Raw genomic sequence first — 18373 nt, 5'->3', positions numbered from 1 at the left:
TCAATAAGATAAAATATTTATGATGTTTTATTTTATTTATATATGTAGAAAATGTTTTTATAAAATTTTTATTATCATTTTTTATTTAATTTCTACAATAAAAAATCCATTAGATAAAATATCGCGAGCACATTTTAACACAAGTTATCACAAGGAGAATTGAGTTGTCAGAATATTTAAAATCAAAAATTAAAGAGAAGGCCATACTTTACTTTATCAATGCTCTGGGCGCAATGGCATATGGACTATTTGCTACACTTCTTGTAGGAACAATATTAAACACCATAGGAAACAGCTTTAATATTAGCTTTCTATCAGAAGTTTTATGGCCACTTGCTCAGCAAGCAACGGGTCCTGCCATTGCAGTTGCAATCGCCTTTGCACTTGGTGCGCCGAGTCTTGTAGTTTTTTCAGCAACTGTCGTTGGAATTGCAGGTAACGAACTTGGAGGACCAATGGGCGTTTATATCGCAACAATCTTTGCAGTTGAATTTGGAAAAATTGTAAGCGGCAAGACTAAAATTGATATAATCGTAACCCCAACTGTCACAGTATTAATAGGAGTATTTGTTGCAACATTTGTTGGACCATATATTCAGGCCTTTATGAATTTCTTGGGAGCAATAATAATTAATGCGACAAATAGAGCTCCATTTGTCATGGGAATTATCGTTTCAGTAATCGTTGGAATTGTTCTAACTCTTCCGATATCATCAGCAGCACTTTCAATGATGCTTTCCCTATCATCTCTTGCTGGAGGAGCTGCGACAATTGGTTGCTGCTGCCAGATGATTGGCTTTGCCGTAATTTCATATAGAGATAACGGCATGGAAGGGCTTGCTGCGCAAGGTCTTGGAACGAGCATGTTGCAGATGCCAAACATAGTAAAAAATCCAATGATTCTCGTGCCTCCAACACTTGCATCGGCAATACTTGGGCCACTTTCCACAATGGTATTTAAACTTGAAAACACGCCACTTGGTTCAGGAATGGGAACGAGCGGACTTGTCGGACAAATCTCTACATTTAATGCAATGCCCGATGTTCCTTTTAAAAAATTATTCCCAATAGTGCTGCTTATGCACATAGTACTTCCTGCAATTGTTTCATATATAATATATTATTTTATGAGAAAGAAAGACTTAATAAAAGATGGAGACATGAAGCTTTCCTTCACAAAATAATTATAAATTTGCCCCGTGTTTTCGGGGCATTTTTTATTTATAGTCCTATGTAATTAAAAAACCAGGCCGAAGCCTGGCATATTGTAAGATTGATTTGTTTTTTAGAATCTTGTGTAAGATGCTGTGTTTCCTTTTCCGTAGTCAGTGTTTAATTGACCATTGTAAAGTTTTGGTCCTTGGTTTGAACCTCGAATATTTCTATCTCCAGATACTACTCTACAATTAACTGTTCTAAGTTCTAGCTCTGTAGTTGAAGAATTGTATCTTACTCGATTATATTCAAGTGCGTAAGATGTTCCTAGAGCTGGCACTTCTACTCTCTTAATTACTTTATATGTTCCATCTTCATTCTTTGAAATAAATAGAGTTGATTCAGTGTCATAGACTATTCTATTGTATCCAGTATATTTATCTTTTCCTATCCAAGAGCCTACTAATGGATCTTCTAAGTCTGGAAGAACATCGTAATTTCCATATTTATTAGGGACAAGTTTTATGTTTGCGCCATCTTGTCTTATTTGAACCATCTTGTCGTTTCCGTTATAGCTTTGATTATTTTCTTGGAACTTATCAAGTCCTGTTATCTTTACACCTTTAATATTATCTCCTCTTAGAGTAAAACCAAAATCTTCTTTAGCAAGTCCAAGTCTTTGCCCATTTTGTCCTGAAATTTCCATGGAATTCCATTTGAAGTTTTTATTTTCGTCATCTCTTGCAAGGTTGATGAATTAATTTCCTTTTTGTCCCTCAACATTTACTGATCTTGGAGTGATTAAAGCTTTTGAAAATCCATCAGTTTGTAAACCTACTGAATAATTTTTTCCAGCTATAGTTATATCAAGTCCACCTGGTGCACTAACTGAGTAAGAATCCCTCTTTGGAATATAGTATTGATATGCATCTGAGTCAATTTCTTTAATTCCCTTATTTGGTTCAAGACTCCAAGTTTCGTTTCCAGATTTTATTGTAACAGTTTCTGCTCCATTAACTACAACTAAAGCTTGTTCTTCTAATGAAGGTGTCTCTTTAACTCCTTTCATAATAGATGAAGTCGGTTGAGCGTAAGAATATCTTATATTTATATTTTGTTCTTTTACTCCAGCACTCACTGAAGATATTGCAGTCATTGTTCCTCTATTTAGATCTAAAATTACTTCCTTTTGGTCGAGATCTAAATAATTTGGATCATATACTTTGAGAACTAATTTATTTGGTGACTCTTGATAATCATATATAGCATTTGCATGGCCTCCTTTGTTCCAAAAATATGCAAGTTGAACAGTTGTAATTTCACTTTTTGCTTTATCTATCATCTGTTTCAAATTATTGGCATAAATTCTAAGGTCATTAGTGTTTTTATCGAAATAATCATTTCCCCATGCAATTGCATTTTGTTTTCTGTTTGTGCTATACTTTCTCGTTGTCTGTGAAAGTTGGTATGCATTAATCATTGACTGCGCATTGTAATTAGCTTGTGGCTCTAACTGAGATAGCCCAGATTTTTCCGGAGTATTAAGTCCAGTAGTTTTTAATCTTCCTTCTTTATATAGACCAGCTGTTGCAGTCATTCCATAACATGATCCCATCCAATTTCTTCTCATGGCATTTCTCATAAGGTTGGCATCACTTGGTGTTACATAGCCTGAGAATTTATCAAGCACTTGCGGATTAATTTTGTATCCCTTTGTAAAGTTTGGTGGAGAGTTATTAAAAGACCAATACCATCTGCCTTGTGGAGATGGATTTGGATTTGGATTTGGACTAGGATCTGGTCCAGGAACTCCTTCAGGATGTAGAAACTGTGCTATCATAGTCACCACTTCTGCCCTTGTTAGAGTTTTCTTTGGCATTATTTCGCCTTTTTCATTTCCACGCACAATTTTCTTTTCAATGGCAGCGCCGACAAGGCCTCTTCTGTTTTCTGAAATTTCATTAAAATCAAGCATCCTCTTAGCCGCTTCTAAATTGTCTTCTAAGTCTTGATTCTTTGCAAAAATCCAGATAGCCTCTTCACGCATTATTGCCTCAGTTGGATTTAAATTTTCTCCTGCTTCATTTGAAATGTATCCAGCCTGTACGCCCATTTCAACTTCATTATAAAACCAATCATCATTTTTTACATCTGCAAAACCTGCCATAGCTGGTGCTTCACTAAGATCACTTGCTTTATTCGTGTTCTTTTTAATGAATTGATTTGTAATTTTATAATATTCTGCCTTGCTTATTGGATCATTTGGTTTAAATGTACCGTCAGGATAACCTAAAATATATCCTTCCTTAACTCCCCACTCAATATTTTTCTCAGCCCAATGACCCTTTGTGTCCTTAAAGCTTCCCGCAAAAATAACGCTTGGCAGTGTCAAGAAAAAGATAATAAGTACAAATAATAATGTTTTCCTATTGCTCCTATTCATTGTATCTCCTTTCTATTTACGCTACAATCTTACTAATTATAGTATATTAAAATGTTAACTATAAAGCAATGATATTTCGCTGTTTAAAGGGGTTTATATATGTTTTTTTCTAAGAATATTTGCATTAAAATAAAACTTATTTTCTTTGAATTTATTTTAGAATTTTTATGAAAACTTTTTCTTATGCAGTGTAAAAATGACCATAAAAAATCCCAAGAATAATCTTGGGATAGTTTTATTTATTTGCTATTTCTCGAAGTGAATTTTTAAGATTTTCTTCTATTTGAGTGAGTTCTGTCTCTGCTTCTTCTCTCTTCTTGTGTCCTTCAATTTGAATTTGTCGAACTTCGTTAAGTGCAGATATCAGTTGCTCGTTTGTATGTTTTATTGTGTCGATATCAACTATGCCGCGTTCTGATAACTTGGCAGTGTCAATAGTTGTCTGTTTCAAAGTGTCGGCATTCTTTTTAAGAAGTTTGTTTGTAAGATCTGTTACTTCTTTTGTAGTTCTTGCTGCCTCTTTAGAATGATTTGCTCCAAGGGCAATTACCATTTGTGACTTCCAAAGAGGAATAGTGTTTACTATAGTTGACTGAATTTTCTCAACCATAACTGTGTTAGATGATTGCACCATTCTAATTTGTGGTGCCATTTGAATTGAAATCATCCTTGTTAAATCTAGATCGTGAAGCTTCTTCTCGAATCTATTGATTAGATTTACATAATCATTTGCTTTTTGTGCATCTATTGGAAGATTAGTCCTTTGTGCCTCTTCTTGAAGTTTTGGAAGTTCTACAGTTCTTGCTTCTTCAAGCTTCTTGCGACCAGCTAAAATATACATGCTTAGCTCTTTGTAGTAAGACTCGTTTAAGTCATACATTTGATCTAGCATGGCAATATCTTTCATAAGAGTCACTTGATGATCTTCAAGTGCTTTTATGATATTGTCCACATTTTTCTCTGCTGAATCGTATTTTGTCTTTATTGAAGTTAAGTTATTTGCTTGTTTTTTAAAAAATCCTACTATTTTATTATCTTCTTCATCTACATCAAAGTTTTTAAGCTCATTTACAACTCCAGAAAGAAGGTCGCCAACTTCGCCCAAATCTTTTGATTTAACTGTCTCAAGTGTCTTTTCTGAGAAGTTTGAAAGCTTTCTTTGAGCACCAACGCCGTATTGAAGTACTACATTTGAATTTGTGATGTCAATTGCCTCTGCAAACTCATCTACTTGCTTTTGCTCTTCTGCTGTGAGGTGTACTTCTTTATCTTTTGGAGCAATTTCTGTGTTTAATTCTTTATTTAAATCAGTAGAATCATCTGCTCCGTCTAAAGTAAGTTTTATTTCTCTATCCAATATTATTACCTCCCGATTTTAAAATCATCGTCGTCCAGTAATCCTTCTTGTCTAAGCATTGTCTTTAACACGCTTATGTCGCTAGATAAATCTAGCATCTTGTCTTGATATAAATTGTCTAAAAGTTTATTAAAGGCCACAAGTATTGTGTCCATAGTGTTTTCAATTTCCCTAAGTGAAGAGCTTACAGAACTAGTTGAAAGTCCCTTCATTTCTAAATAATTGTTTGAAATTTTTACAGTTATTGGCAAATAATAATCTACAGCTTTCTTTATGTTCTCAGATACTTTTGGATTTTCTTTTACAACTCCAAAGATTTTTGTCACAGTCTTTAAAAGATTTGCAATTTTTGACTTCATCGGTTCATCGATTTTCTCACAAATTTCTGTAAGTTCTTTTATATAAACTTTTGCTTCTCTTAAAAGTACATCTGCCTTTTCCCTGTTTTCTTCAAAGTTTGTGTCATCATCACCTGTAATCTCACTTATCTCAGCATTCATAAGTTCTTTTTTGTAAAGCTGATATGTTTTTGAATCTAGTATAAATAACTTTCCGTTTTCAACGATCCTTGCCTGTCTAAAGAAGTCTTTATTTATTAAATCGAGCAAGTCATTTATTGTAAATTCTACTGGCTTTGCTGTAACTACTGCAAGATCAGTTACTGGAATTACGGTGTTATTTCCAATTTCTCTTGTGTACTTTCTAAATCTTATGATTTGCTCCTTAGTCTTCTTATTTCTATAGAGACCATAGGCAGAAGCAACAAGCGCTGGAATTATCCAAAATATGAATAATGGAAGGTAGTGAAAAATAAGCCCACTAAATCCATAATCAAATGCATCAAGTAACAATGCGAAGAGCATTATTGCGTGAAATACAATTGAAAACTTTAAAGCTCTGTCCCAATTTTTTACACGTTTTATTGATTTTGGATTTTGATTAATAATCTTGTCGTCGTTTTGGACTGAGTAAGGAAGATTTGCATCTTTCTTATTCATAAAATTATTAATGGATTTCTTTGTTAGATTAACTGCCTGCTCCACTCCATCACTTATATCTTCTATGAAACTATTTAATTGTTTGAAATTCTCTTCCTGTATCGCTTTATCAATAAGTCTATCAAACTTATCTTTGTCGTCGTAATTTGTCATCTTTCACCTCAAAAAGCTATTACTATTCCTCCTAAGTCTGCGTATGATGAGGAAATTCCGTTAGTGTGGTTTACTATAACTTGATCCACGTCGTATAGCTCTTTTATTTTCTCTTTTAAATTCTCTGCTCTTTCTTTATTTTTGCAATAAGAAATGGTAATCATGTCGAAAGTTTTCTTTTTGCTGATAAGCTCTATTGCACCTACCATCTTGTCAAGTGACTTTCTGATTCCTCTATTTATTTCATATAGGTCAATTTCACCATTATTAGATACCATTATTGGCTTTATATTTAATACATTTGCAATAAGGCCAGTTGACTTTTTGATACGTCCGTTTTTAATTAAGTTTTGCATACTTTCCAAGACAAACATAGTAGTGTTCTCGTCAATTATTTTTCTGATTTTTTTCTCCGCTTCGTCAAAGTCGTTGTCCTTTAAAAGTTCCAATAATTTTAAAACAACTAATGTGTGACCTGCACTTGCAGATTTTGAATCAAGAACTGTAATCTTTAAATCTTTGTGCTTTTCTTTTGCCTGGTTTGCTGCAACTGTTGCAGAGTTAAATGACCCAGAAAGTGCAGAAGAAATAGTAAGGATAAAAATTTCCTTGTCCAAGTTTTCTTCTATTATAGTGAGATAGTCATAGGGAGATGGACAAGATGTCATTATAGGTTCATGACTCTTTTCCATTTTTTCTAAAAGACCATTTAAATCTAAATTATCATCATCAATAAATTCATCTTCTTCTACATGAATGTTAAATGGTACATATGAAATATTTAGTTTTTGCATTTCATCTTTACTCAAGTCACAACTTGTATCAGTAATAATTTTATACATGTAAAACTCCTAATTTAATCTTTCTTCTATTAGTTGTACTATCTCTGTTGCATCTTTTTCTAAGAGTTCTGTGTCCTCTCCTTCGATCATTACCCTTACAAGAGCCTCTGTACCTGAAGGTCTGATTACAACACGGCCATTCCCATCGTATTTATCTTCAATCTCTTTAATTTTATCAACAATGTCTGGAAATTCCATATATTTATTTTTAAGATCGTCTCTTACCTTTGCATTGTGCAACACTTGTGGATAGTCAGTTACAAGTCCGTTTAGTTCACTTAATTTTTTGGACTCTTCTTTCATTATTTCAAGTAGGTGAATTCCTGTTGCAAGTCCGTCTCCAGTTGTGTTGTAATCCAAGAAAATTACATGACCTGACTGCTCAGCTCCAATTACATAATCTGATTTTAACATTTCTTCTAATATATATCTGTCGCCTACTTTTGTTGCGATAAAGCGAACTCCAATGGACTCTAAATATTTTTTAAGTCCAAGATTTGACATTATTGTTCCAACAGCTGCGCCGTTTTTAAGTCTATTGTTTTTCTTAAGAAATGTTGCAACTATTGCCAATATGTGGTCTCCATCTACGATATCGCCCTTTTCATCCACTGCAATAATTCTGTCGGCATCGCCATCAAAGCTCATTCCAATGTCTGATTTATTTTTTACAACTTCTTCCTGGATTAAACTTGGATTAGTTGAGCCGCAATTTAAGTTTATGTTTTGTCCGTTTGGATTATCGTTAATTACATGAACAGTTGCACCATAACTTTCCAAAACTTCTCTTGCAATATCGTATAGAGCTCCATTTCCTATATCAAGGGAAATGTTAAAGTTATCAAATCTATCATCAGTTAAGTTCTTTAGATAGTCCTTATATTTTTCAACAAATTCATCACTTCTTGTAACTCTTCCTATATCTTCGCCAAGAACTTCTTTGTATATTTTCGTCCCTTCAAGGATTTTATCTTCGATTTCATCTTCTACAGAGTCGTCAAGCTTTAGTCCATCGCTCGAGAAGAATTTTATTCCATTGTATTCAAAGGGATTGTGAGATGCTGAGATTGAAACTCCGCATAGATAATCTCCCTTTCTAGTAAGGTATGCAACTCCTGGTGTCGGTATAACTCCTGCAATATCAACATCAAGACCAATGCTCAAAAGTCCTGCAACAAGAGATGACTCAACTAAGTCACCAGAGTGTCTTGTGTCTCTTCCAACTAAAACTTTTCCTTTTTTATTTTTTGTAAGAACAAAACCCGCTGCTCTTCCAATATCAAAACATAATTTTGGCGTAAGTTTTCTATTTGCAATTCCCCTAACGCCATCTGTTCCAAATAATCTACCCATTTAATCACCTGTTTTATAATTTCTTTTTACATAATCAATTAAGTAATCTTTATCGTTTAAACTTGGATCATCTAAAACTAAATTTTCTAAATCTTTTAGAATCTCTCCAATTATTTTTCCTTCTTTAAAGCCCAATGATATAATGTCTTTTCCATCAACATCAAGAAACTTTTCAGTTTTCATTTCTTTTTCATTTAATAAATTTATTACCCTTTTTTTCCTCTCTTCAATAAAAGATGCGTCCCTATCGGCTCTTGTGCATTTGCAATCTGCAATGAGTAGGTCGTATAAATCAAGCACATTATCTCTTCCCACTCTCTTTATCTGGCGTCTAAGTGCCTTATCTGTCATTTCGGAATGAACCTTCATGTGATCTAGAATTAGAATCGAAACTTTTTCGATTAACTTATTTGGCGCCTTATATCTTTTTAAAACTTCTCTTGCAACTTCTGCACTCTTTACTTCGTGACCAAAAAAGTGGCCTCTACCGTCTTCACCAATTGAAAGGGTATCAACTTTACTCACATCGTGAAATAATGCAGATAGCCTAAGAGTTAAGTCCTTTGGCACAGTATCAACTACACAAAGTAAATGGTCAAAAAGAGTTTTATCGTGAAATGGACTAAATTGATCAAAGCCCACTGTCCTCTTTATCTCAGGGAATAAAATATCAAGCACTCCAGTCTCCTGCATTATCATGAGACCATTTGAAGGTTTGTCCGAAAGCAGTATCTTAGAAAACTCATCAAAAATCCTTTCGACAGAAATCTCTCTTAGGATTTCTCTATTACAAGACATTGCCTCAAACAAATCTTCGTCAATATAAAAATCAAGCCTTCCTGCAAATCTGATTGCTCTCATTATGCGAAGGCCATCTTCCTTTATTCTTTTATTTGCATCTCCCACGGCTCTTATAACTTTGTTATCTAAATCGTCTCTTCCGCCAAAAGGATCATAAATCTTCCCGTCCACATCCATTGCCATTGCATTGATGGTAAAGTCGCGTCTTGCCAAATCATCTTTTAAATCATCTGAAAAAGTAACATCCTTTGGCTTTCTGTAATTTAAATACTCTCCATCTATTCTAAAAGTCGTAATCTCATATAATACATCATTTAAGAGAACGCCTATTGTACCAAACTTTTCTCCAATAGTAACGCACTTAAAATCTCTAAACACTTCTTTTATTTCATCTGGCTTTGCAGAGGTTGTAATATCATAATCATTTGGTGTTTGTCCAAGCAATTTGTCCCTCACACAACCTCCAACAATGTAAGATAAAAAGCCACTATTATTTAATTTTTTTAATAAAAATATTACATCATTTGGCATAATTCTCTATTTAATTATATCATTGTACATAGTAATTTAAAATTAATATGGTAGAAATTTTCTAAATAATCTTTTTGTGATATAATTGAGAAAATTGGAGGTTGTTATGAATAAAAAAATATTTACTATCACTTTACTTTCACTGGCAATGATTACGACTGCTTGTGGAAAAGAAAAAACTATGGATTCTCCTGCAGATAATATTACGACAAAAAATGTAGAAGAAAATGTGGCCACTCCAAAAGAAGAAGATGAAAACATAACTTCAAGCTTCGATAAAGAACTCGTTGATGAACTCATTGAAGACTCAGACTACATCTCTCGCATACGTCTACAAACATCAACTGCAGAAGGAACTAGCTCTACATTCTTAGAAGATTACAAAGGAGACCTTTCTAAAATTGACATCAAATTGCCAAAGAGTCTAAGTCCTAACCAAGAATACATCGTATTTTATAAAGACGATAGCGATGGAGAAATTGTACCAACAAATGACAATGCATTTATCGAAATCCAAGACGACAAAGATTCTACATTAATCTATCTCGAAAAAATTTACTCAAATAACAAAAATAGCGAAGTTAAATTAAATAACAGAGATACGAATACAACTACAAAGTCTGATGTTAAGACTAATACGACAAAGACAAGGAGTAAATAATGAAAAACAAATTATCAAAAATTACGATTTTACTTATTACAATAGTAGCAATGCTTACAACTTTTGCATTTGCAGCAAAAGTTCCAACTATTGAATACAATGGCAAAGTAGTAAAAACTGATGTGGATCCTTTCATCTCAGAAGATAGGACCTTCGTTCCAATTAGATTTGTTGCTGAAACACTTGGCAAAAAAGTTGAGTGGAACAACGAAAAAAGAATTGTAACTATTACAGACGATGCAAAAACTATTAAACTAACTATCGGGAACAAAAAAGCACTGGTAAATGACAAAGAAGTACAAATAGATGTTGCACCACTTATTAAAAAGGACAGGACTTTTGTACCAATTAGATTTGTTGCAGAAAACTTCGATGCAAAAATCGATTGGGACAACGCAAACTACAAAGTTATAATTCAGGACAACAAAGCAAATCTCAATTTAAATTCTGAAGAAGAAAAATATTACGACGAAATTTCTTCACTTCAAGCACAACTTTCAAAAGAGTTTGATAACTTTAAAAAATCTTTCTTCGACAATGCAAATAAACTTTCTGAAGACGAACTATTAAAAGCATATGCCGAATCAGAAAAAAATATATCTGACATCTCAGTTAAAATTAAAAACTTAAATGCACCAGAAAAATTTAAAGAAGCGCAAGAATACACAATAATTGCAAATGACAAGCTTCAAGAAATCCTCCCAATGTTTAAGGATGCAATAATAACTGGTGACCCTAATGTTTCAAAAAAATTAGTAACTGAACTAACAGATGCACAAACAAAAATCCAAGAATCATCAGATGCACTAAAAGCGGCACTAAAGGGAGAAAAATATGTGCCACAAGAAGACATCAAAGTCTATAAAGACGAAAAAGCAAAACAAGACCAAACAGGAGATCTATTAAACGATCCAACATTAAAAAATATATTAGATAGAATCTAATTAGAAAAAACACCAAACAGCGCTGTTTGGTGTTTTAGTTTAAAAAAATCCCATGCACAACTTAAATGCATGGGATTATTTTTATTTTATTTCATTACAAGATTCTTTTTTAAATAATTTTTCTCATACTTCACATCGCCATCTTCCATATTTTTTCTAGCTTGTGAAAGCATAAGTTTTATTCTGTTGTATTGGTTTACTTCTGATGCTGATGCGTCGTAATCTAGAGGTATTATATTTGCTCTTTCGTAATTACTTCTAATCGCCTTTATTACTCCCTTACCTGTTATGTGGTTTGGCAAGCAACCAAATGGCTGTACGCAAATTATGTTTTCTACTCCAGATTCTATTAGCTCGACCATTTCACCAGTTAGAAGCCAACCTTCTCCGTATTGATTTCCTAAGTCGACATAAGTCTTGGCATAGTCAATTATTTCTTCGATTTTTTCTGGCGCTGTAAATCTTGTCCCTTTTAGTGCCTCTCTTACATATTTTCTGTAAGACTCTATATAATAAATTCCAAGTTCACAAGCAAATGCTGTAAGTGATGATTTAGATAATTTTTCTGCCTTTGTCTTTGCATTTTTAAATGAATACATCATAAAGTCAGTTATATCTGGAATTACAGCTTCAGCTCCCTCTCTTTCGAGAAGATCTGCAACGTAGTTGTTGGCAGCTGGATCGTATTTTACAAGAATTTCTCCGACTATTCCAACTTTTGGTTTCTTTTCCTTAGTTATTTCAAGCCTTGCAAATTCTTTTACCATTTGCTCTACATTTTCTTTAAAGCCCTTCTTGCTGTAATCTAATTGAGGAGAGGATGCAAGTTCAATCCATCTGTCCCTCAAAAGATTTGTTGAACCCTTTATTACTTCATATGGTCTTGTTGCAAGAGTAAGCCTCATTATTAAATCAGCATAGAGCATTCCTTGCACAAGTTTTCTGCCAAGTCTAATTAGTTGTCTCTTTGTAAATTTAAGTCCTGGATGAGATTCAATTTGTTGGAAAGAAAGTCCAATTACTGGAACATGTCCATAACCTGAATCTTTTAAAGCTTTTCTGATAAATCCAACATAGTTAGATGCCCTGCAGGCTCCACCAGTTTGACTCATTAATAGTGCAACTTTATCTGTGTCGTAATCTCCAGATTTTAGTGCATCGATAAATTGACCAACTACAAATATTGACGGATAACATGCGTCGTTATTTACATATTTTAATCCTTCGTTTACAACTTTGTGTCCTGAGTCCTCCAAGACTTTTATATTTATGCCTTCGCTTCTTAGAAGTGGCTCAAGCATCTTAAAGTGAAGAGGCGCCATCTGTGGCATTAGGATTGTGTAGTCTTCTGCCATTTTTTCTGTAAATAATACAGGATTATCGTCAAGAAGTCTCTCTTCATCTGCCATAACTTTTTCAAAGTTTCTCTTTTCTGCAGCTTCGATAAGAGATCTTATTCTAATTTTTACTGCTCCAAGGTTTGAAACTTCGTCAATCTTAAGAACTGTATAAATTTTATTGTAAGACTCCAATATATGTTGAACTTGGTCAGTTGTTACTGCATCTATTCCGCAGCCAAAGGAGTTAAGTTGCACAAGTTCAAGGTCTTCATGTTCTCCCACAAATTTTGCCGCTCTATAGAGCCTTGAGTGATAATTCCACTGGTCAAGAACCCTTAGTCTTGAATCTATTTCAACATTTCTTGCAATTGCATCTTCTGATATAACTGCAAGTCCAAGTGAAGTTATAAGTTCTGGAATTCCGTGATTGATTTCAGGGTCAATGTGATAAGGTCTGCCGGAAAGCACAATTCCCTTTATTCCTCTGTTCTCAATTTCTTCTAATATTCTTGTTCCTTCGTTTAATACATCTGATCTATATCTGTCTTGCTCTTCGTAGGCAAGTCTTACAGCTCTTTTTACTTCACTTGAAGGAATCTCAGGAAATACATCTGCCATACGTGATTCAAGTTTCTTTCTGTTGTCAAAGGAAATGAAAGGATTCATGAATTTAACATTATTTTCTAAAATGTCATCCACGTTATTTTTAATTACTTCAGAATATCCTGCAACTACTGGGCAGTTTAAAGTATTATCTGCGTGTTCAAATTGTTTTTCTTCATAAAATACAGCAGGATAGAAAATAAATTTAATTCCCTTTTCGATTAAATCTTCAATGTGACCGTGAGTTATCTTTGCAGGATAGCAAGCAGTCTCACTTGTAATTGTCTCTATTCCCTTTTCATAAATTTCTCTTGATGATCTGCCTGAAAGTTCTACAGAATATCCAAGTTCTGTAAAGAATGTGTGCCAGAATGGATAGTTTTCATAAATATTTAAAACTCTAGGAATTCCAACAACTCCTCTTTTAGCACTTTCTTTTGGCAAGCTCTCGTAGTCGAATACCCTTGTGTATTTATATTTATACATATTAGGTATCTCGTCTTCTTTTTTCTTAATGTGTCCTGCGCCTTTTTCGCATCTGTTACCTGTGATGTATCTCTTTCCATTTGGGAAGATATTTACAGAAAGCGAACATTGGTTAGTGCATTGTCTACAATTTGTTGAGATTGATTTATATTCAAATTTTTCTAATTCTTCATAACTTATAAGAGTTGATTTTCCCGTTGTCTTTTCTTTTGCAATTAAAGCAACTCCAAGTGCTCCCATAAGTCCTGCAATTGCTGGTCTTGTAACTGTAACACCAGTTAGCTCTTCAAATGCACGAAGCACTGCATCAGAAAGGAAAGTCCCACCTTGGACTACAATGTGTTTTCCAAGTTCTTTTGGATCTCTTACCTTTATTACTTTTTGAAGTGCATTTCTGACTACTGAATAAGCAAGTCCTGCAGAAATATCTGGAACTGATGCACCTTCTTTTTGAGCCTGCTTTACGTTTGAGTTCATAAAGACTGTGCATCTTGAACCAAGATCAACTGGACTTTTTGATTTTAAAGCTTCGTTGGCAAATTCTTCTGCACTCATATTAACTGAGTGAGCAAAAGTTTCTAGAAATGATCCACAACCTGCTGAGCAAGCTTCGTTTAAAAGTATGGACTCTATTACTCCATCTCTTATTTTCATTGACTTCATATCTTGTCCGCCAATGTCCAAAATAAAGTCTACATCGGGGTCAAAACTTTTTGCAGCTGTAAAGTGGGCTATGGTTTCAACTTCGCCTAAGTCTAAGTTTAAGGCTGCCTTTAAAAATTCTTCGCCATAACCTGTTGTGCCAGTTCCGGCAAAATATGCTTTGTCATTTTTAAGTTCGTAAATTTTCTTTATTTCTTCTATTGCAATATCTAGTGGGTTTCCCTTGTTTGAACCGTAGAAACTATATAAAAGATCATTGTCTTCTGTTATTGCCACAAGCTTTGAAGTAGTTGAGCCTGAGTCTATACCTAAATAAATTGGACCTTCGTATGTCGAAATGTCAACTTTTTTTAAGTCTTTAGTTTTGTGTTTTTCTCTAAATTCTAATACATCTTCGTCGCTTTCAAAAAGTGGTGGCATTGTGTCATTTTCTGTAGAAATTATCTCACTAGAATTATTCACTCTATTATAGAGCTCTAGATAAGAAATTGGTTTTGAGCTTACGCTTGAGATTGCTGCACCAAGCGCGACGAAAACTTGTGAGTTCTCTGGTGAAATTACTTCATCTTCAGTTAAATTTAGAGTTTTTACAAATCTTTCTTTTAACATCGGTAGGAAGTGAAGTGGTCCACCTAAAAAGGCTACATTTCCTCTAATCGGTCTGCCGCAAGCCAAGTTTGAAATAGTTTGGTTTACTACAGATTGGAAAACAGATACGGCAATGTCAGATTTACTTGCTCCCTGATTTATTAGAGCTTGAATATCAGTTTTTGCAAAAACTCCACAACGTGAAGCAATTGGATAAATTTTTTCATAATCCTTTGCAAGTTCATTTAAACCGCTGGCATCTGTTTGAAGAAGTGAAGCCATCTGATCTATAAAGGCACCTGTACCACCGGCACAGATACTGTTCATCCTCTGCTCAACAGAACCTGTTAAATAAGTAATCTTAGAGTCCTCTCCTCCAAGTTCTATTGCAACATCAGTTTTTGGAATAAAAGTAGCAATAGCTTCTCTACCTGCTATTACTTCTTGTACAAAATCTATATCGAGAAGTTCATGGACGGATAATCCACCACTACCTGTTACGGCAATAGTAACTGTCTCATATTTAAAGTCGTCATATACTTCACCGATAACTTCTTTAACTGTCTTTCTGACATCAGAGTAATGACGTCTGTAGGTTGAGTAAAGTATATTTAAATCATTATCCACTACAACAAGCTTAACTGTTGTTGAGCCTATGTCTAAACCCATGTGAATGAGCATCTCTATTTCTCCCTTCAAAATAAAAAAATAAAATATTTTGGTTTTACTCTTCTCTCTATTATAACACTTTATGATAATTAAAGTTAAAGTGTACAGGTAAAATGTAATTTAAATTCTTGTACAAAAAAAGGCGAGTACTAAACTCGCCCTTTAAGTAAATTATTTTAATTAGTCTTCTGGATTAGGTGCTCCAACTGGACAAACAGCTGCACATGATCCACAATCGATACATTGATCTCCGTCGATTACATAGATGTCTCCATCAGAAATACAATCTACTGGACATTCTGGTTGGCATGCTCCACATGCGATACAAGAATCATTAATTACATATGCCATAATATTACCTCCATAATAATTTTATACCAAATTTTTCTTATGGACTTCTTCCATAAGTTCTAAAACAATAGTAACACAATTATTATTATTTTTCAATCTATTAATATTAAATTTTCGAAGTTTTTATTATCAAAATAAAATTATATTCTTGTAAACCTCTATTTATGGGCATTTTAAATTTTAAATTTTGGTTTGGAATATAAAATTATTTTGATAAAATTAATTAACTATTACTAATAATAAATAATTCATAGCATTTTACTATGTTTTATTCTTTCCTAAAAACTCTAAGTGAGTTGATTATACAAATTAAACTTACACCAACATCAGCAAAAACTGCAAGTGGCATTGAAACATATCCTATTGCTCCAAGTAATAGAACGACTATTTTTAAAAATAGAGCAATAAAAATATTTTGATAAGCAATTCTTTTTACTCTCTTTGAAATCTTCATGGCTTTAATAATAGATTTCACATCATTATTAAATAGAATAATGTCTGATGATTCTATTGCTATATCTGATCCGCTTCCCATTCCAATTCCAAGATAAGCTGTTGCAAGAGCTGGCGCATCATTTGTTCCATCTCCAACAAAGGCAAGCTTTTTATTTTTGTTAATCTTTTCAATCTCTTCTACTTTTTGTTCAGGAAGAAGTGAACCCAGTGCATTTTCTATGCCAACTTTTCCAGCAATTTCTTTTGCAATGCTGTCCTTGTCGCCAGAGAACACATAAGTTTCGATTCCCTCTTTATTAAAGAAATCCATACTTTCTTTAACTCCCTCTTTGATGGAGTCTGAAAGTTCAATTATTCCCAGTAGCTTTTCTTCATCTGCCACAAAAACTTCTATTTTGTCAGATTTTTCAAGTGACAAGTTTCTCTTTATATTGTTGTCATCAATTAATTTTGAATTGCCAACAAAATATTTCTTAGAATTGTAATCAAATTCAATTCCCTTTCCATCAATATTTTTAAGATGTTTTGGGTTTTCCTCTGTCTCATACTCTTTAGTTATTGCAACTGCAATCGGATGTGTTGAAAAACTTTCACCAATGGACGCAATTTTTAAAATGTCTTCTCTTTTTCCTTCTACTTCAACAACTTCATCTACAGAAAGATTTCCTTCTGTTATTGTTCCAGTTTTATCAAAAGCAATTGCATCGATATCAGTAAGTGCCTCTATGGAGTTTCCACCCTTTACAAAGATTGAAGCTCTAGATAGTGAACCAATTCCTGCAAACATTGTAAGCGGAACAGAAATTACAAGGGCACATGGGCAAGATATTACTAGAAATATTGCCGCTCTATATAAAGTTTCTTGGTATCCATAACCTAGGGCAAACTTCATGACTAAAAATAGTACAAGAGCAAGCACTAGAACAATTGGTGTATAGATTTTTGCAAATCTTGTGATAAATCTCTCAACATTTGCTTTTTTTGAAGAAGCATTTTCTACCAAATCAATAATTCTTGCAATTGTTCCCTCTTTATAAGCCTTTGTAACTTCAACTTCAAGAGTATTGTTTATATTTACATAACCTGCGGTGATTTCATCTTCTTCAGATAAACTTACAGGCGCAAACTCACCAGTTATGTTTGAAGTATCAACATCAGAACTTCCCTTCACTATTACTCCATCAAGTGGAACTTTTTCGCCTGGCTTAATTAAAATAGTCTCGCCTACATTAACTTCTGTAGGATCAACTTCAAGGACTTTACCATCTCTAAACACATTTGCAAAATCTGGTTTTAACTTTAATGCTTCCTTTATAGATTTTCTAGAATTATCTAAAGCTCTATCTTGGATATATTCACCAACGCTATAGAAAAGCATTACTGCAACAGCTTCTCCGTATTGACGAGCTATTATTGCAGCAATTGAAGCAACGGTCATAAGGAACTTCTCGTCCATGAAGTCTTTTCTCTTTAGTCCCTTTATGGCTGTTATAATTACTTCATATCCTACTACTAAATATAGCACCAAGTACAATGCCAAATTGACTCCATCGCTAAATTCTGTGAAGTGTAAAATTACAAGACCGATGAATACTGCGATAAATTTAATTATGGATTTATCATCATCCTTAAAAATTTCATCACTCTCTTCATCTACATCTTCCATCTCTACAATTACTCCATCTTCTATAGAATCTGCAACATCTTGGATTATACCTCTTAACTCTTTATTGTCATCTACGCTTGAATCTAGAGTTAATTTGCCGTTTCCAAAATTATACACAGCATTATTTATATAATCTAGCGAGTTGAGCTCATCTAAAATTTTATTAGTACAATTGATGCAGTTTAAATTTTTGATTGTAAATTTATAATTTTTCAAAATTAAACCTCCATTATCTGCTCATCTTTTCATATGTTAATTGTAGCACAAATTTTTTCTTTCTTCAATTGTTTTAGCTCATAAATGCCATTAACTT

13 protein-coding genes are annotated in these 18373 nt (G+C 33.6%); 3 read left to right on the top strand and 10 right to left on the bottom strand.

The window, feature by feature from the left end; all coding sequences use genetic code 11:
• The first annotated feature begins 164 nt into the window (after window positions 1-164).
• Window positions 165-1184: a PTS transporter subunit IIC gene (locus ACOX6R_RS04375; protein ID WP_433447640.1), complete on the top strand. Its 1020-nt coding sequence runs from the start codon at window positions 165-167 to the stop codon at window positions 1182-1184.
• A 101-nt stretch (window positions 1185-1285) separates the two neighbouring features.
• Here ACOX6R_RS04375 and ACOX6R_RS04370 read toward each other — a convergent pair whose 3' ends face one another.
• The 7 genes from ACOX6R_RS04370 to ACOX6R_RS04340 all read right to left on the bottom strand — a co-directional run bounded on the left by ACOX6R_RS04370 (window position 1286) and on the right by ACOX6R_RS04340 (window position 9633).
• The gene (locus ACOX6R_RS04370; protein WP_433447639.1) at window positions 1286-1861 is read right to left on the bottom strand and encodes a hypothetical protein; all 576 of its coding nucleotides are present in this window, start codon (window positions 1859-1861) and stop codon (window positions 1286-1288) included.
• Window positions 1862-1912: 51 nt separating this feature from the next.
• On the bottom strand, window positions 1913-3598 hold the full coding sequence (locus ACOX6R_RS04365) for an S-layer homology domain-containing protein (RefSeq protein ID WP_433447637.1): 1686 nt from the start codon (window positions 3596-3598) through the stop codon (window positions 1913-1915).
• 235 nt (window positions 3599-3833) lie between these two features.
• Window positions 3834-4955, bottom strand: coding sequence for a toxic anion resistance protein (locus ACOX6R_RS04360; protein WP_433447635.1), 1122 nt, complete (start codon window positions 4953-4955; stop codon window positions 3834-3836).
• A gap of 5 nt (window positions 4956-4960) precedes the next feature.
• The gene (locus tag ACOX6R_RS04355; protein WP_433447633.1) at window positions 4961-6106 is read right to left on the bottom strand and encodes a 5-bromo-4-chloroindolyl phosphate hydrolysis family protein; all 1146 of its coding nucleotides are present in this window, start codon (window positions 6104-6106) and stop codon (window positions 4961-4963) included.
• A gap of 8 nt (window positions 6107-6114) precedes the next feature.
• Window positions 6115-6948 (bottom strand): DegV family protein, encoded by an 834-nt coding sequence (locus ACOX6R_RS04350; protein ID WP_433447631.1) that lies wholly within the window; start codon window positions 6946-6948, stop codon window positions 6115-6117.
• Window positions 6949-6957: 9 nt separating this feature from the next.
• Window positions 6958-8301 (bottom strand): phosphoglucosamine mutase, encoded by a 1344-nt coding sequence (gene glmM / locus ACOX6R_RS04345; protein ID WP_433447629.1) that lies wholly within the window; start codon window positions 8299-8301, stop codon window positions 6958-6960.
• Window positions 8302-9633: a CCA tRNA nucleotidyltransferase gene (locus tag ACOX6R_RS04340; protein ID WP_433447627.1), complete on the bottom strand. Its 1332-nt coding sequence runs from the start codon at window positions 9631-9633 to the stop codon at window positions 8302-8304.
• Between the two features lie 106 nt (window positions 9634-9739).
• Here ACOX6R_RS04340 and ACOX6R_RS04335 point away from each other — a divergent pair, with 106 nt between their 5' ends.
• Both ACOX6R_RS04335 and ACOX6R_RS04330 read left to right on the top strand, forming a co-directional pair.
• Entirely contained in the window at window positions 9740-10294 is a 555-nt protein-coding gene (locus ACOX6R_RS04335) for a hypothetical protein (protein WP_433447625.1), read from the top strand.
• The gene (locus tag ACOX6R_RS04330) at window positions 10294-11238 is read left to right on the top strand and encodes a copper amine oxidase N-terminal domain-containing protein (protein ID WP_433447623.1); all 945 of its coding nucleotides are present in this window, start codon (window positions 10294-10296) and stop codon (window positions 11236-11238) included. The genes ACOX6R_RS04335 and ACOX6R_RS04330 overlap by 1 nt, the downstream gene beginning before the upstream one ends.
• Window positions 11239-11324: 86 nt before the next feature.
• Here the strand turns inward: ACOX6R_RS04330 and ACOX6R_RS04325 are convergent, their stop codons facing one another.
• From ACOX6R_RS04325 to ACOX6R_RS04315, 3 genes are all read right to left on the bottom strand, one after another.
• The gene (locus ACOX6R_RS04325; RefSeq protein ID WP_433447642.1) at window positions 11325-15599 is read right to left on the bottom strand and encodes an acyl-CoA dehydratase activase-related protein; all 4275 of its coding nucleotides are present in this window, start codon (window positions 15597-15599) and stop codon (window positions 11325-11327) included.
• A gap of 168 nt (window positions 15600-15767) precedes the next feature.
• Window positions 15768-15938: a DUF362 domain-containing protein gene (locus ACOX6R_RS04320; protein WP_433447621.1), complete on the bottom strand. Its 171-nt coding sequence runs from the start codon at window positions 15936-15938 to the stop codon at window positions 15768-15770.
• A 268-nt stretch (window positions 15939-16206) separates the two neighbouring features.
• Window positions 16207-18276 carry a heavy metal translocating P-type ATPase gene (locus tag ACOX6R_RS04315; RefSeq protein WP_433447619.1) on the bottom strand — a complete coding sequence of 690 codons (2070 nt, stop codon included), beginning with the start codon at window positions 18274-18276 and terminating at the stop codon, window positions 16207-16209.
• Window positions 18277-18373 lie beyond the last annotated feature (97 nt).

This window comes from Peptoniphilus sp., assembly GCF_050943655.1.
In the GTDB taxonomy this organism is placed as follows: Bacteria; Bacillota; Clostridia; order Tissierellales; family Peptoniphilaceae; genus Peptoniphilus_A.
This window is presented reverse-complemented; position numbering and strand designations above follow the sequence as displayed.

Excerpts from the sequence above, each read along its gene's own strand:
- ACOX6R_RS04370 (WP_433447639.1), bottom strand. The coding sequence starts at position 1,861 with ATGGAAATTTCAGGACAAAATGGGCAAAGACTTGGACTTGCTAAAGAA.
- ACOX6R_RS04365 (WP_433447637.1), bottom strand. The coding sequence starts at position 3,598 with ATGAATAGGAGCAATAGGAAAACATTATTATTTGTACTTATTATCTTT.
- ACOX6R_RS04355 (WP_433447633.1), bottom strand. The coding sequence starts at position 6,106 with ATGACAAATTACGACGACAAAGATAAGTTTGATAGACTTATTGATAAA.
- ACOX6R_RS04350 (WP_433447631.1), bottom strand. The coding sequence starts at position 6,948 with ATGTATAAAATTATTACTGATACAAGTTGTGACTTGAGTAAAGATGAA.
- glmM (WP_433447629.1), bottom strand. The coding sequence starts at position 8,301 with ATGGGTAGATTATTTGGAACAGATGGCGTTAGGGGAATTGCAAATAGA.
- ACOX6R_RS04340 (WP_433447627.1), bottom strand. The coding sequence starts at position 9,633 with ATGCCAAATGATGTAATATTTTTATTAAAAAAATTAAATAATAGTGGC.
- ACOX6R_RS04335 (WP_433447625.1), top strand. The coding sequence starts at position 9,740 with ATGAATAAAAAAATATTTACTATCACTTTACTTTCACTGGCAATGATT.
- ACOX6R_RS04330 (WP_433447623.1), top strand. The coding sequence starts at position 10,294 with ATGAAAAACAAATTATCAAAAATTACGATTTTACTTATTACAATAGTA.
- ACOX6R_RS04325 (WP_433447642.1), bottom strand. The coding sequence starts at position 15,599 with ATGCTCATTCACATGGGTTTAGACATAGGCTCAACAACAGTTAAGCTT.
- ACOX6R_RS04320 (WP_433447621.1), bottom strand. The coding sequence starts at position 15,938 with ATGGCATATGTAATTAATGATTCTTGTATCGCATGTGGAGCATGCCAA.